This is a genomic window from Cellulomonas pakistanensis, assembly GCF_016862755.1.
Classification (GTDB): domain Bacteria; phylum Actinomycetota; class Actinomycetes; order Actinomycetales; family Cellulomonadaceae; genus Cellulomonas; species Cellulomonas pakistanensis.
The window spans coordinates 1-13,357 of the sequence record NZ_BONO01000001.1 but is presented as its reverse complement, the minus strand read 5'-3'; the positions used below and the strand labels follow the sequence as shown (position 1 = coordinate 13,357).

At 76.2% G+C, this 13,357-nt stretch carries 14 protein-coding genes; 6 read left to right on the top strand and 8 right to left on the bottom strand.

The window, feature by feature from the left end:
• Positions 1-426, bottom strand: a complete 426-nt coding sequence (locus Cpa01nite_RS00070) for a pyridoxamine 5'-phosphate oxidase family protein (RefSeq protein ID WP_203666694.1) — start codon at positions 424-426, stop codon at positions 1-3.
• A gap of 165 nt (positions 427-591) precedes the next feature.
• On the opposite strand from Cpa01nite_RS00070, the gene Cpa01nite_RS00065 reads away from it, so the two are divergent.
• The 5 genes from Cpa01nite_RS00065 to Cpa01nite_RS00045 all read left to right on the top strand — a co-directional run bounded on the left by Cpa01nite_RS00065 (position 592) and on the right by Cpa01nite_RS00045 (position 4,973).
• The gene (locus Cpa01nite_RS00065) at positions 592-1,158 is read left to right on the top strand and encodes a pyridoxamine 5'-phosphate oxidase family protein (protein WP_203666693.1); all 567 of its coding nucleotides are present in this window, start codon (positions 592-594) and stop codon (positions 1,156-1,158) included.
• Positions 1,159-1,209: 51 nt separating this feature from the next.
• Positions 1,210-1,770, top strand: coding sequence for a dienelactone hydrolase family protein (locus tag Cpa01nite_RS00060; RefSeq protein ID WP_203666692.1), 561 nt, complete (start codon positions 1,210-1,212; stop codon positions 1,768-1,770).
• 34 nt (positions 1,771-1,804) lie between these two features.
• Positions 1,805-2,731: a pseudouridine synthase gene (locus Cpa01nite_RS00055; protein WP_203666691.1), complete on the top strand. Its 927-nt coding sequence runs from the start codon at positions 1,805-1,807 to the stop codon at positions 2,729-2,731.
• A gap of 91 nt (positions 2,732-2,822) precedes the next feature.
• On the top strand, positions 2,823-3,188 hold the full coding sequence (locus Cpa01nite_RS00050) for a DUF3817 domain-containing protein (protein WP_203666690.1): 366 nt from the start codon (positions 2,823-2,825) through the stop codon (positions 3,186-3,188).
• Positions 3,189-3,326: 138 nt separating this feature from the next.
• Entirely contained in the window at positions 3,327-4,973 is a 1,647-nt protein-coding gene (locus Cpa01nite_RS00045) for an ABC-F family ATP-binding cassette domain-containing protein (RefSeq protein ID WP_203666689.1), read from the top strand.
• Positions 4,974-5,027: 54 nt separating this feature from the next.
• Here the strand turns inward: Cpa01nite_RS00045 and Cpa01nite_RS00040 are convergent, their stop codons facing one another.
• From Cpa01nite_RS00040 to Cpa01nite_RS00030, 3 genes are all read right to left on the bottom strand, one after another.
• Entirely contained in the window at positions 5,028-5,417 is a 390-nt protein-coding gene (locus tag Cpa01nite_RS00040; RefSeq protein WP_203666688.1) for a hypothetical protein, read from the bottom strand.
• A gap of 298 nt (positions 5,418-5,715) precedes the next feature.
• Entirely contained in the window at positions 5,716-8,178 is a 2,463-nt protein-coding gene (locus tag Cpa01nite_RS18795) for a glycosyl hydrolase 53 family protein (protein WP_203666687.1), read from the bottom strand.
• Between the two features lie 193 nt (positions 8,179-8,371).
• Positions 8,372-8,857 (bottom strand): ATP-binding protein, encoded by a 486-nt coding sequence (locus tag Cpa01nite_RS00030; protein ID WP_203666686.1) that lies wholly within the window; start codon positions 8,855-8,857, stop codon positions 8,372-8,374.
• Between the two features lie 142 nt (positions 8,858-8,999).
• Between Cpa01nite_RS00030 and Cpa01nite_RS18790 the strand changes: the two genes are divergently transcribed.
• Positions 9,000-9,623: a sugar O-acetyltransferase gene (locus tag Cpa01nite_RS18790; protein WP_203666685.1), complete on the top strand. Its 624-nt coding sequence runs from the start codon at positions 9,000-9,002 to the stop codon at positions 9,621-9,623.
• A gap of 82 nt (positions 9,624-9,705) precedes the next feature.
• Here the strand turns inward: Cpa01nite_RS18790 and Cpa01nite_RS00020 are convergent, their stop codons facing one another.
• The 4 genes from Cpa01nite_RS00020 to Cpa01nite_RS00005 are packed head-to-tail and all read right to left on the bottom strand — an operon-like array spanning position 9,706 to position 13,256.
• A complete protein-coding gene (locus tag Cpa01nite_RS00020; protein ID WP_203666684.1) occupies positions 9,706-10,188 on the bottom strand; it encodes a GNAT family N-acetyltransferase in 483 nt (160 codons plus the stop codon).
• 36 nt (positions 10,189-10,224) lie between these two features.
• A complete protein-coding gene (ppk2, locus tag Cpa01nite_RS00015) occupies positions 10,225-11,043 on the bottom strand; it encodes a polyphosphate kinase 2 (protein ID WP_203666683.1) in 819 nt (272 codons plus the stop codon).
• A 46-nt stretch (positions 11,044-11,089) separates the two neighbouring features.
• Positions 11,090-11,830, bottom strand: a complete 741-nt coding sequence (locus Cpa01nite_RS00010) for a nucleotidyltransferase domain-containing protein (RefSeq protein WP_239068404.1) — start codon at positions 11,828-11,830, stop codon at positions 11,090-11,092.
• Positions 11,831-11,861: 31 nt separating this feature from the next.
• Positions 11,862-13,256 (bottom strand): APC family permease, encoded by a 1,395-nt coding sequence (locus tag Cpa01nite_RS00005; protein ID WP_203666682.1) that lies wholly within the window; start codon positions 13,254-13,256, stop codon positions 11,862-11,864.
• Positions 13,257-13,357 lie beyond the last annotated feature (101 nt).

The window sequence follows — 13,357 nt, the reverse complement described above, 5'->3', positions numbered from 1 at the left end:
TCAGTACACGAGCCGCCGGACGTCGTCGGGATGCAGCACGATCCGGATCTGCTCGTCGCGCAGCACGCCGGCCAGGTCCTCCTGCCGGGCCGGGTCGTCGAGGTCCCAGTACCGGTGCGCCAGCCGCTCGGCGAGCTCGTGCGCGCCCTCCTCCTCGATCGTGACCCGGCCGGCGATCGCGACCCAGTGCTCACGCTCGCCCACCGGCGCGGCGACCACGATCGACGCCCGCGGGTCGCGGCGCAGGCGCCTCACCTTGAGCGCGTCGGCCTCGCTGAACAGCTGGATCGTGCCGTCCTCCGTGACCTCGAACCACACCGGCCGCGGCTGCGGCGGGGTGGCGCCCTCGGCGACGGTGAAGAACCCGTGCAGCGGCCGCCGCAGCAGCTCGAGGTCCTCGGCGGTCAGGGTGGCGTCGGTGCTCATCACGGCCTCTCGGGCTGGGGGCTGCGGGTCCTCCCATCCCACCGGCGCCGGTGCGCCCGCGCAACCGCCGCGCGCCACCGCCGCCGCACCGCCGCGACCCGCCCGCCGCGCGCCGGCGCGGCCCCGCGCGCGATGCTGGGCTCACCCCGACCCCGAGGAGCCCCCGTGGCCACGACCCCCGACGCCGCCCTGGCCTCCGTCCGGGACGCGCTCGCCGCCGCGACGACCCGGCGCACCCCGTTCACGCTCGCGTCCCTCGCGACGGCGTCCGCCGACGGCGCCCCGCGGTCCCGCTCGGTGATCCTCCGCGCCTGGGACGTCGACCGCGCCGTGCTCGGGATCGCCACCGACGCCCGCTCCGCGAAGGTCCGCGAGATCCGGGCCGACCCGCGGGTGGCGCTCGTGGTGTGGGACGACGACACGCAGGTTCAGGTGCGGCTCGAGGGTCGCGCGGCCGTCCTGGAGGACGCCGACGAGCGCCGGCGTCGCTGGGACGCCCTCGGCACGCGCTCGCGCCGCGGCTACGCGACGCTCGCGGCCCCGGGCACGCCCGTCGACCCGGGCGGGACCCCGGCGCAGGACGACGACGAGGCGGCGTGGTTCGGGCGGTTCGCCTGGGTGGAGGTCGCCGTGGACCGGGTCGACCGGCTCGACCTGTCGACCGACCCGCACGACCGGGTGGTGGCCGAGCGGGACGGCGCGGGCTGGCGCGCCCGGCGCGTCGCCCCGTGACACGCCGCGACCCCTGTCGGCCGGTGACGCCCCGCGCGTAGCCTCGCCCGCATGGCCGACGTCGTCCTGTTCCACCACTCCGGCGGGCTGACCGCCGGCGTCCACGCCTTCGCCGAGGTGCTCCGCGAGCAGGGGCACACGGTGCACACGCCCGACCTCTTCGAGGGGCGCACCTTCGCCGACGTCGCCGACGGCGTCGCGTTCGTGGAGTCCGTCGGCGAGGACGTGTTCGCGGGGCGCGCCGCCGACGCCGTCGCGGACCTGCCGGTCGAGGTCGTCCACGGCGGGATGTCGTTCGGCGCGGCTCGCGCGGGCGAGCAGGCCCTGGCCCGGCCCGGAGCCCGCGGGGCGTTCTTCCTGTACGGCGCGGTCGCCCCGTCCTGGTGGGGCGCCACCTGGCCGGACGCGGTGCCGGCGCAGGCGCACGTCGCCGAGGGCGACCCGTGGCGCGAGCCCGAGGCCGAGGACGAGCTGGTCGGTTTCGGCGGCGAGCTGTTCGTCTACCCGTGCGCCGGCCACCTGTTCGCCGAGGTCGGCCACCCGGACCACGACCCCGCGTGCGCGGAGCTCGCGACGGAGCGCGTGCTGACGTTCCTCGACGGCCTGGACTGATCGCCGGCGGGCGCCGCGCTCGTACCATCGCCCGGTGCCCCCTCGCTCCCCGCTGCCGCCGCGCCACGGCCTGGCCGCCGCGTGGCTGCGCACCCCGGACCGGGACCGCACGCGCCCGGTGCCCTGGACGACGATGGGTGCCTGGCTCCGCGACCGGCTGCCGGAGCAGGTGGACGTGGCGGCGATGCTGGCCGACGGGCGGTTCGTCGACGAGGACGGGCGCGCGGTCCGCGCGGACGACCCGTACGGCCCGCACCGGTTCGTCTGGTTCCACCGGGACCTGCGCGAGGAGCCCCCGGTGCCCGGCGCGATCCACGTCGTGCACCGGGACGAGCGGCTCGTCGTGGTCGACAAGCCGCCGTTCCTGTCGTCGATCCCGCGCGGCCGGCACGTGCTGCAGAGCGTGGTCGTCCGGCTGCGCGCCGAGCTGGGGCTGCCGGAGCTGTCGCCGCTGCACCGCCTCGACCGGGTCACCTCCGGGCTGCTCCTGCTCGCGACCGAGCAGCGGTGGCGCGCGGCGTACCAGACGGCGTTCGAGCGCCGGGAGGTGCGCAAGACGTACCGCGCGCTCGCGCCCGTGCGGGACGACCTGGCGCTGCCGGTCGACGTGCGTGACCACATCCGCAAGGAGCGCGGCGTCTGGCAGGCCGTGGTGGTGCCGGGCGCGCCGGTCAACGCCGAGACGCGGGTCGAGCTCGAGGCGACGACGGCCGACGGGCTCGGGGTCTACCGGCTGAGCCCGCGCACCGGGCAGACGCACCAGCTCCGGCTGCACCTGCTCGGCCTCGGCATCCCGATCATCGGCGACCCGCTGTACCCCGTGGTGCGCGACGTGGCGGTGGACGACTTCTCGACCCCGCTGCAGCTCCTCGCGGCCGAGGTGGCGTTCGCGGACCCGGTCGACGGCGCGGAGCGGCGGTTCGCGAGCGTGCGGCGGCTGCCGCTGGCCCCGGAGGCCTGAGCGACCCTCGGGTCCACCCGGCACCCCGCCCCGCGCGCCGTCCGGGTTACCGTCGTGCGGTCCCGTCGCCGCACCCAGGAGCACACCCCGCATGAAGCGAGTCACCAACCCGGACGCCCAGGCGTTCCGGATCGCCGCGTTCCTCGAGGCCGCGACGTGGGCGGGCCTGCTCGTCGGCATGTTCCTCAAGTACGTCACGAAGACCACCGAGGTCGGCGTGCAGGTGTTCGGGCAGGCGCACGGGCTCGTGTTCCTCGCGTACGCGGCGCTCACGGTCGTCGCCGGCATCCGGCTGCGCTGGGGCTGGTGGCCGACCCTGGTGGCGCTCGCGGCCTCGGTGCCGCCGATGTTCACGCTGCTCGCCGAGCGCTGGCTGCACCGCACCGGGCGCCTGGACGTGCCGGCGGGCCGCGCGGCCGCCGAGCCCGCGCCGGGGGGCGAGCCCGTCGAGCGCTGAGCCGGGCGTCCACCGGGCACCGGACGCGTCGAGTGGGCATCCCCTGGCTGCCCACTCGACGTGTCGGATGCCCGCTCGGCGCCGGCGGCGCCACGGAATGCGCGTGAGCGCACCCCGGCGAGGCCCGACAATGGAGCCATGAGCGCGACCGTGCAGGCCAAGGGCGTGGGGGCCGCGTTCGGCGACCGCGAGCTGTTCTCCGGCGTCGACCTGGTGGTCGCGCCCGGCGACGTCGTCGGGCTGGTCGGGCCGAACGGCGCGGGCAAGTCGACGCTGCTGCGGATCCTCGCGGGGACCCGCGCGCCCGACGACGGCGCGGTCTCCGTGTCGCCGCCGACCGCGCAGCTCGGCCACCTCGCGCAGGAGATCGAGCGCCGCGCGGACGAGTCGGTGCGCGCCCACCTGGAGCGGCGCACCGGCGTCGGCCCCGCGCAGGCGGCGATGGACGCTGCGGCCGAGCGGCTCGGCGCCGGCGAGCCCGGCGCGGACGACGAGTTCGGCGAGGCGCTGGAGCGGTGGATGGGCCTCGGTGGCGCGGACCTGGAGGCCCGCACGGGCTCGGTGCTCGCCGACCTGGGCCTCGACGTGGCCCCCGAGCTGCCGATGACCGCGCTGTCCGGCGGCCAGGCGGCGCGGGTCGGCCTCGCCGCGCTGCTGCTGTCCCGGTACGACCTGTACCTGCTCGACGAGCCGACCAACGACCTCGACCTGGAGGGGCTGGCGCTGCTGGAGGACTTCGTCGACCGGTCGACCGCGCCGGTGGTGGTCGTCAGCCACGACCGCGAGTTCCTCAGCCGGACGGTGACGTCGGTCGTCGAGATCGACCGCAGCCTGCAGCGGGTGGCCGTCTACGGCGGCTCGTACGACGCGTACCTGGAGGAGCGGTCGACCGCCCGCCGCCAGGCCCGCGAGGCGTACGAGGACTACGCCGGCCGCCGCGACGCGCTCGCGGCGCGCGCCCGGATGCAGCGGGCGTGGATGGACAAGGGCGTGAAGAACGCCCGCCGCAAGGCGTCCGACAACGACAAGATCGGCCGGAAGTTCCGGGCCGACGCGTCGGAGAAGCAGGCCGCGAAGGCCCGGCAGACCGAGCGGATGATGGAGCGGCTCGAGGTCGTCGCGGAGCCGCGCAAGGAGTGGCAGCTGCAGATGAGCATCGCCGCCGCGCCCCGGTCCGGCGCCGTCGTCGCCGCCGCGCGGGCCGCCGTCGTCCGCCGGGGCGGCTTCACGCTGGGGCCCGTCGACGTGCAGCTCGACTGGCAGGACCGGGTGGCCGTCACCGGCCCGAACGGCGCCGGGAAGACGACGCTGCTCGCGCTCCTGCTCGGGCGGCTCGCGCCGGACGCCGGGCGGGTGGACCTCGGGTCGGGCGTGCTGGTCGGCGAGGTCGACCAGGCGCGCGCCGCGTTCGAGGGCGACGCGCCCCTGGTCGACGCGTTCTCGCGCGAGGTGCCGGACTGGACGACCGCCGACGTCCGGACGCTGCTCGCGAAGTTCGGGCTCGGCGGCCACCACGTGAACCGGGCGGCGTCCTCGCTGTCGCCGGGGGAGCGGACCCGCGCCGCGCTCGCGCTGCTGCAGGCGCGCGGGGTCAACCTGCTCGTGCTCGACGAGCCGACGAACCACCTGGACCTGCCGGCGATCGAGCAGCTGGAGCAGGCGCTCGAGACGTTCGACGGCACGGTGCTCCTGGTCACGCACGACCGCCGGATGCTCGACAGCGTGCGGCTCACGCGGCGGTGGCACGTCGAGGACGGCCGGGTCGCGGAGGTCACGGCGGACTGACGCCCGGCGGGCCCCAGCGCACCCTGGCCGGCTCGGGCGCGGCCCTCGGCGGCGTCAGGTCGTCGCGGACGAGTCGGTCGTCCCGGCGTCGGCGCTGCCCGGGTCGGCGTCGGTGCCGGTGTCGCCGGAGCCCGGGTCGGACCCGCTGCCCGAGCGGCCGGAGGGCGGCTGCGGCATCTCGCCGTCCCCGCCGCCACCCGGGAGCCGGCCGCCAGGACCGTCGCCGCGTTCGAAGGCGGGGAACGCCGGGCCCGGCGCCGTGGCGCGGCCGATCGCGAAGCCGCCGGCACCGCCGACGAGCAGCACGCCCACGAGCACGAGCGCGGTGACGGCGCGGCGACCGAGGCGGAACCGGCGCCTCGGGGCCGACGGGGTCCCCGCCGGGTCGTGCATCCCGAGGGCGGGTGCGTCGCTCGCGGCGGCGCGGCCCTCGGCGGCGGACACGGCGGGCGGGGTGGGCTGGGGCGCGGCCGGCGCGGATCTGGTGGGCGGGGTGCGCTCTGGCGCGGGTGGGGCAGGAGCAGCGGCGCCGGCAGCGCCGGGGCCGGTGGCGTTCGGACGCGTGGTGTCGGGGTTCTCGGTCATGGCGCCGACTCTCGCGCTCGTCCCCGTGGCCGCCCCCGGTGCCCGCTGTGCGCTGCCTGGGGAGGAGGCGACGCCGCCGCTCGGCGAGACCCACTGATCCGTCCGAGACCGCCCCGCGAGGGCGTGGGTCTCGGACGGATCAGTGGGTCTGGTGGTGTCAGGCGCGGGCCCGGCGGGCGCGAGCGGCGTGCGCGCCGCGGGTCGCGACCAGGGCCGCGCCCGCCGCGACGAGGAGCGCCGCCAGGAGCGTCGGCGCCGCCGGGGACGCGCCGGTGACCGCCAGCGCGCCGTCGTCGCCGAGCACGACGACCCGCACCTGCGCGAGCACCGCGCCGTCGAGCGACCGGACCTGGACGTGGTGCACGCCCGGGATCAGGTCGGTCGGCAGCGTGACCGTCGCGGTGACCGTGCCGTCCGAGACAGCGGCGCGCGCCAGGGGCCGGTAGGTCGACGCGACGCCGATCTCGACCTCGTCGACCGCGAGGCCGCGGGCCGTCACCGTGACGGGCTCGCCGGGGCGGAGGGTGCGGTCGCTGACCTCGACGGTCGGGACGGACGGGGCGGGGGCCGGCGTGCCGGGGCCGACGGGGGTGCCGGGGCCGACGGGCGTGCCCGGGTCGGTCGGGGTGCCGGGGTCCACCGGGGTCCCCGGGTCGACCGGCGGCGTCCCGGGACCACCGGGCTGCACCGCGTCGCGCACCAGCCGCACCTCGTCGACCGTGCCCCACGCGCCCGCCGACAGCGTCGCGGTGACGGACACGGTCGCGACCCCGTCCGCCCCGACGGTCACCGGCACGGACGGCGTCGACCACGCCTTCCACCCGCTGAGCGTGAACGGCGCCGAGGCCGCACCCGCGGCGGTCGTCGCCCCCAGCAGCAGGGTGTCGCCCGCGGTCGTCCCGCCGCCCTGCGCGATCGCCGTGAGGGTGTACGCGCCGGGCTCGAGCCCGGTCACCTGCTGCGACAGCCCGAACGCGTAGGGGGCGTCCGCCCAGAACGAGAGCGCCCGCGCGCCCGCGGCGGCGTCGCCGGTCGCGGTGAGCTGCGCGCCGGACCCGGTCAGCGTCCACATCGACGTGTCGGCGTCCTCGAACCCGGGGTTCCGGACGAGGTTCACGGCCTCGACCACGACGGTCGCGGTCGCGGCGACCCCCGCCGCCGTGGTGCCGGGCACCGGGTACGTCCCGGGGCCGCCGACCGCGGCCAGCGCCGCGGCGTCCCAGGTCACCGGCTGCGCCTCGACCGAGCCGTCGTTGTAGGTGACCTGCACCGTCGCGGGCAGCGTCACGGGCGCGCCGTCCGTGACCGTGACCCGCACCTGCTCGACCGAGGACACCGCGCGCGGCGCCGTGGCCCCCGTGCGGACGTACGAGAACACCCGCAGGGACTCCAGGGCGGTGCCGTCGTCGGCGAACATCGCCTGGTTGTCCCACGCGGAGCCGCCGAAGTGCTGCCCGGCGTCGACGGGGTCGTACTCCCCGGCGTACGAGGAGGCCCAGCCCGAGCCGTCGCGCTCCCACAGCGCCCGGTTCGCCTCGAGGGCGGACGGCGGGCCGACCGGCACCCACGCCGGCTCCCAGTAGAAGACGCCGACGCCGGCGTCGCCCACCGCCGCGACCGCCGCGACGACGTCGCGCACCGCCGTGGCCTGGCCCTGCACCGAGATCGGGTACTGGTGGGTGGTGGTGTCGGCGGTGATGACGTTCTCGTGGCCGTCGCCGTCCTCGAGCGTCCGCGCCCAGGACGTCTCGGCGACCATGACCTGCTTGCCGTGCTCGTCCGCGACCTGGCGCAGCACCGAGGTCAGGTTGTCGAGCGTGCCGTGCCAGTAGGGGTAGTACGAGCTCGCGAACACGTCGTAGTCGACGCCGCGGGCCTCGAGCGCGGCCGCGGCGGTGGCGTACCGGCCGGCCGTCTCGGGGTTCGTGAAGTGCACCGCGACCTTCGCGTCGGGCAGCACGTCGCGGACGGCGGCGCTGCCGGCGGAGAACAGCTGCGCCATCCCGTCCCAGCCCGTCACGCCGGCGACGGCGTTGTTGGTCTCGTTGCCGACCTGGACCATGCCGACGTCCACGCCGGCGTCGCGGAACTCGGTCAGCGCGGCGGCGGTGTAGTCGCGCACCGCGGCGGCCTTGTCGGCGACGGGCAGCCCCGTCCAGGCCTTCGGCTCGTGCTGCTTGGCCGGGTCGGCCCAGAAGTCGGAGTAGTGGAAGTCGACCAGCACGCGCATGCCGTGGGCGGTCGCCCGCTCGCCGATCTCGACGGCGCGGGCCACGTCGACGGTGCCGCCGCCGTAGCCGCGGCCCTGGCTGTCGTACGGGTCGTTCCAGACCCGCACCCGCACGTAGTTCACGCCGGAGTCGGCGAGCACCTCGAACAGGTCCGCGGGGTCGCCGGCCGCGTCGCGGTACACGACGCCGCTGGCCTCCTGGGACAGCACCGACGACACGTCGACGCCGGTGATGAAGTCGTCGGCCACGCCGTCGACCTTCGCCACGACGATGCCGGCGTCGACCGGCCCGTCGTCGGCGGCGGCGGCGGGCAGCGCGGTGGCGGTGGTGAGCAGCGCGGCGGCCGTGGCGACTGCCAGCCGTCCGGAGCCTCGGGGGAGTGCGTGCACGGGGGTCCCTCTCCGTGATCGTCGTCGTTCGCGGGGTGCGGCGACTGTAAACGCTCACAGGGGTGAGAGACCAGGACTGTGCCGGAAGTGAGGCCGAGGCTGTGCCATTCCGGCGAACCAGGCTGTGACCGTGCACAGCCACGGGTCGACGAGAGCCCCGCCCCACCGCGGCGGGACGGGGCTCTCGCGTGCGTCAGCGCTGGGCGGGGAAGGTCGCCCAGACGTGCTTGGTCTCGTCGGTCGTGTACCAGCCGACCTCCTGCGACAGCCGGTGCGCGATGAGCAGGCCGAACCCGCCCGCGCCGGACGGTCGCTCGCCGGCCAGCACCGGCGTGGTCTCCAGGTCGGTGTCGCAGACGTCCAGCAGGTAGTCCAGGTCGTCGGCCGACAGCGACAGCACCGTCGGCGGCAGGCCGTGCTGCAGCGCGTTCGTCGCGAGCTCGGAGGCCACGAGCACCATGTTCTCCGGCACGCGGCCGAGCGACTCCTGCGGCTCCGCGTGCGGGGCCGTGATCTCGGCCAGCAGCTCCCGGCGGACGCGGGCGAGGTCCGTGACCGAGTCGAGCTGCCAGGACCGGACCGGCCGGAAGCGCTCCGGGGGTCGCGACGACGGGATCCCCGCGTCGGTCTGAGGCCGCGGGGCCACCTCGTCTGATGACTGCACCACGGTGTCCTCCATGGTCGATGCGTCGGGGGCCGGACTCGACGGTAGGTGGCGCTCGGGGCCCCCGCCACTCGGAAAGCGGGGTTCCGGGCGGCGGCACGGCAGGATGGTGCGGGTGCCCGGAGACCGGGCGACGTGAGGCGACGAAGGGGTGCCGATGGACGACCGCGAGCGCGAGGTGCGCCGCCGCATGGCCGAGCACGAGCTCTACACCGACTACGGGCCGGGCCTGGCGGCGCTGGAGGAGGAGCGCGTCCGCGGCAAGGAGCTGGTGCACGAGCTCAACGCCTCCCACCCGCGGGACGCCGAGGGCCGGGAGAAGATCCTGCGGGAGCTGCTCGGCTCGGTGGGCGAGCGGGTGTGGGTCGAGCCGCCGCTGCGGGTCATGTACGGCAACCGCGTGCACCTGGGCGACGACGTGTACGTCAACGTCGGCCTGACGCTGGTGGACGACGTCGAGGTGCACGTCGGCAGCCGCGTGATGCTGGCGCCGAACGTCACGGTCATCACGACCGGCCACCCCGTGCACCCGGAGCTGCGCCGGGACGGGTCGCAGTTCTCGGCGCCGGTGCGGATCGAGGACGACGTGTGGGTCGGCGCCGGCGCGACGATCCTGCCGGGCGTGACGATCGGCGCCGGGTCGGTCGTCGGCGCGGGCGCCGTGGTGACCGGGAACGTGCCGCCCGGCGTGGTGGTCGCGGGGGTGCCGGCGCGGGTGATCCGGGAGATCACCGACGCGGACCGCGAGTTCCGCTACCGCCCGCCGCGCGACCTGCGCTGAGCGCCCGTCGGTCGAGATCGCCGGTTCCGCCGCGGCACGCGGTGCGACGCGCCGCCCTCGCGCGCGGAACCGGCGAACGCGCTCAGCGTCCGGCGGCGAGGTCCAGCGTCATGAAGGTCGACGCGTCGCTCGGCGCGTAGGAGGCGAACGGTGGGCACTCCACGAAGCCCGCGCGGGCGTAGAGGGCGCGGGCCGCGGCGAAGTGGTCGTCGCTGCCCGTCTCCAGGCTGACGCGGGCGTACCCCCGGTCGACCGCGAGGCCCACCAGGTGCGCGAGCAGCGACCCGGCGACCCCCCGGCGCCGGGCCGCCTCGGCGGTGTGCATCGACTTGATCTCGCCGTGCCCGGGCGCGATCTCCGCGAGCGCCCCGACGCCGAGCAGCGTCCCCTCGGAGCCGTCGCGCGCGCTCACGAACGTGAGGTGCGGCGCCGTGAGCGCGTCCACGTCCAGGGCGTGCACGTCCTCGGGGTCGCTCTGCGCGTGCATGAGCTCCAGGTGCCGGGTCAGCAGCGCGCGCACGTCGGGGGCACGGGGGTCGTCGAGGGCGATCGTCGGCGTGGTCATCGGGCGGGACGGTACCCCGCCCGTGTGACGCCGGGATCACGCATCCGCCTCCCGGTCGCCGACGAGCCGTGCGGCGTGGTCGGGGACGGACGTGAACAGCTCGCGCGGCGGGCGCTCGTAGTCGTCGGCCGGCGGACGCTTGGGGAGCTTGACCTTCGGCTGCGCCACCTCGCGGTAGGGGATGGTCGACAGCAGGTGGGCGATCATGTTGAGCCGCGCGTTCCGCTTGATGTCGGACTCGACGACGAACCAGGGGCTGTCCGGCGTGTCGGTGTGCGCGAACATCTCGTCCTTCGCGCGCGAGTAGTCCTCCCAGCGCGCGATCGACTCGAGGTCCATCGGGCTCAGCTTCCACCGCCGGACCGGGTCGTCCAGCCGGGACCGGAACCGCCGGAGCTGCTCGGAGTCCGACACGGAGAACCAGTACTTGCGCAGCAGGACCCCGTCGTCGATCAGCATCCGCTCGAACACCGGCGCCTGGCGCAGGAACCGGGCGTGCTCCTCGGGCGTGCAGAAGCCCATCACCTTCTCGACGCCGGCGCGGTTGTACCAGGACCGGTCGAACAGCACGATCTCCCCGCCCGCGGGCAGGTGCGCCGTGTAGCGCTGGAAGTACCACTCGGAGCGCTCGCGCTCGGTGGGCGCCGGCAGCGCGGCGATCCGCGCGACGCGGGGGCTCAGGTACTCGGAGATCCGCTTGATCGTGCCGCCCTTGCCGGCCGCGTCCCGGCCCTCGAAGACCACGGCCACCCGGGTCCCGGTGGCGCGCACCCACTCCTGCAGCGTCACGAGCTCGGCCTGCAGGCGGAACAGCTCGGCCTCGTACACGTCCTTGGGCACCTTCGGCGTCGTCATCCCCGGACGGTACGCCCGTGACCAGGCCGAGCGGGAGACCCCGTGGTCACCCGCGCCCGAGCGCCCGCGCCGCCGCCACCGCGGCGAGCAGCGCCTCCGGCTCCGCCGCCAGCCCGAGCACGAGGTCGTCGGCCGCCCGCAGACCCGCCCGGTCGAGCAGCCGCTTCTCGTTGGTCACCCACTCGCCGCGCCCGGCCAGCACGGCGTGCGCCCGCTGCGTCACCGCGACGGCGATCTGCCCGGCGCACTGCGCGACCCGCCCGGCCCGCGCGTGCTGCTCGGCCCCGTCGAGCGTCCAGTCGGCCCGCGCGCCCCAGACCTCGGGCGCGGAGCGGCGGAGCGCCCCCGGGAACGCCGGCCGGGGCAGCGACCCGCGCAGCACCCGGTGCCCCGCGAGCTCGGCGACGACGACGTACGTCGGGAACCCCGCGAGGTGGAACAGCAGCGGCTCGATGTCGAACTCCCCGCGCCCCGCCCGCTCGACCTCCCGCTCCACCACGTCGAGGTCCCGGTAGTGCACGTCGACCCGCCGGCCCTCGACGGTCAGCCAGCCGCCGCCGTTGAACACCCCGCCGCCCCAGCCGCCGACCTCGAACACGTGGCCCTCCCAGCCGACGTCCCGCAGGTGCTGCGGGTCGAAGGCGCCGCGGTAGTAGATCGCGAGGTCCCAGTCGCTGTCGGGCCGGTGCGTGCCGGCGGCGCGGGAGCCGCCGAGGGTGACGGCCTCGACCGCGGGCAGCGCCGCCAGGGTGTCGGCGACGCGGTCGAGGAAGTCGTCGTCGGGCACGGGGGCTCCCAGGTCTCGGGCGGTCGGGGCCTCAGCCCACCAGCGCGTCGTCGCCCGTGTCCACCCTCCCCGACACCAGCCGGTTCACCACGTACAGCACCACGCCGATCGCCAGCAGCACCGCGGCCCGCAGGTACACCGACCCCTCGCGCCCGGTGAGCGGCGACGCCAGCACCAGCGACACCACCGCGCCGAGCACCGGCGCCCACGTCGGCGCCCGGAACGAGCGCTCGGCGTCGCCCTCGACCCGCTCCGGCACGTCGTCGCCGGTGTCGGGCCGGCGCCGCAGCACCAGCACCGCGACGTTGACCACGGCGAACACCAGCAGCAGGAGCAGCACGGTGGTGTCGGCCAGGTCGCCGAGGTCGCCGGTGGCGGTGAGCGTGAGCGCGAGCACCACGGTGAACGCGATCGCGACCACGGGCGTCCGGCGCCGGGCGTGCACCCGCCCGAACAGCGCGGGGATGATCCGCTCCCGCGCCATCCCGTAGACCAGGCGCGACGCCATCATCATGTTGATCAGCGCCGTGTTCATGACCGCGAGCAGCGCGATGAGCGCGAACAGCCACGCGGGGAACACCAGCCCGGCGACCTTGACCACCTCGAGCAGCGGGCCGGTCGACCCGACGAGCACGTCCGTCTCCACCAGCATCGACGTCGTGAACGCGACGGCCAGGTAGATGACGCCGGCGATCGCCAGCCCGCCGAACAGCGCGCGGGGGAAGTCCCGCCGGGGGTGCTGCGCCTCCTCCGCGAGGTTCACCGAGTCCTCGAACCCGAGCAGCGCGTAGAACGCCAGCGCCGCGCCGCCGAGCACGCCCATCCACGCGGCGCCCTCCGTGCTCAGCTCCAGCGCCCGGCCCGGGTCGCCCTCGCCCCGCACGAGTGCGACCACGCCGATCCCGATGATGACCAGCAGACCGGTCGCCTCGATCAGCGTGAGCACCACGTTGACGCGCACCGACTCGGACACCCCGAGGACGTTGACCAGCGTGATCAGCCCGAGGAACACCCACGCGGCGACGACGGTCGGCACGCCGAACGGCAGCAGCTCGGCGAGGTAGTCCCCGCCGAACGCGCGCGCGGCGGCCGACGCGCTGGTGATGCCGGACATCATGACGGCGAACGCCACGAGGAACGTGAGGAACGGCCGGCGGAAGGCGCGGTTGGCGTACAGCGCCGCGCCGGCCGCCTGCGGGTACCGGGCGACGAGCTCGGCGTACGCCGTCGCGGTGAGCGCCGCCAGCACGAACGCGACCAGGAACGGCAGCCAGATCGCCCCGCCGACCTCGGCCGCGACCGTGCCGGTCAGCGCGTAGATGCCCGCCCCGAGGATGTCCCCGACCACGAACAGCAGCAGCACCGTCCGGCCGATCGACCGCTTGAGCGCGGGCTGCTCGCCCTGCACCTGCGTGGACTGCGCCATGTCGCCCACCCCCTCCGGGGGCCACTGTGCTCCCCGCGGACCCGCCGCGCGCGGCGAACGGGCCGGTGACCTGCGGCGGGCCCGGCCGGCGGGCCGGGCCC

Excerpts from the sequence above, each read along its gene's own strand:
- Cpa01nite_RS18790 (WP_203666685.1), top strand. The coding sequence starts at position 9,000 with ATGGACGACCGCGAGCGCGAGGTGCGCCGCCGCATGGCCGAGCACGAG.
- Cpa01nite_RS00070 (WP_203666694.1), bottom strand. The coding sequence starts at position 426 with ATGAGCACCGACGCCACCCTGACCGCCGAGGACCTCGAGCTGCTGCGG.
- Cpa01nite_RS00050 (WP_203666690.1), top strand. The coding sequence starts at position 2,823 with ATGAAGCGAGTCACCAACCCGGACGCCCAGGCGTTCCGGATCGCCGCG.
- Cpa01nite_RS00020 (WP_203666684.1), bottom strand. The coding sequence starts at position 10,188 with ATGACCACGCCGACGATCGCCCTCGACGACCCCCGTGCCCCCGACGTG.
- Cpa01nite_RS00045 (WP_203666689.1), top strand. The coding sequence starts at position 3,327 with ATGAGCGCGACCGTGCAGGCCAAGGGCGTGGGGGCCGCGTTCGGCGAC.
- ppk2 (WP_203666683.1), bottom strand. The coding sequence starts at position 11,043 with ATGACGACGCCGAAGGTGCCCAAGGACGTGTACGAGGCCGAGCTGTTC.
- Cpa01nite_RS00060 (WP_203666692.1), top strand. The coding sequence starts at position 1,210 with ATGGCCGACGTCGTCCTGTTCCACCACTCCGGCGGGCTGACCGCCGGC.
- Cpa01nite_RS00030 (WP_203666686.1), bottom strand. The coding sequence starts at position 8,857 with ATGGAGGACACCGTGGTGCAGTCATCAGACGAGGTGGCCCCGCGGCCT.
- Cpa01nite_RS00005 (WP_203666682.1), bottom strand. The coding sequence starts at position 13,256 with ATGGCGCAGTCCACGCAGGTGCAGGGCGAGCAGCCCGCGCTCAAGCGG.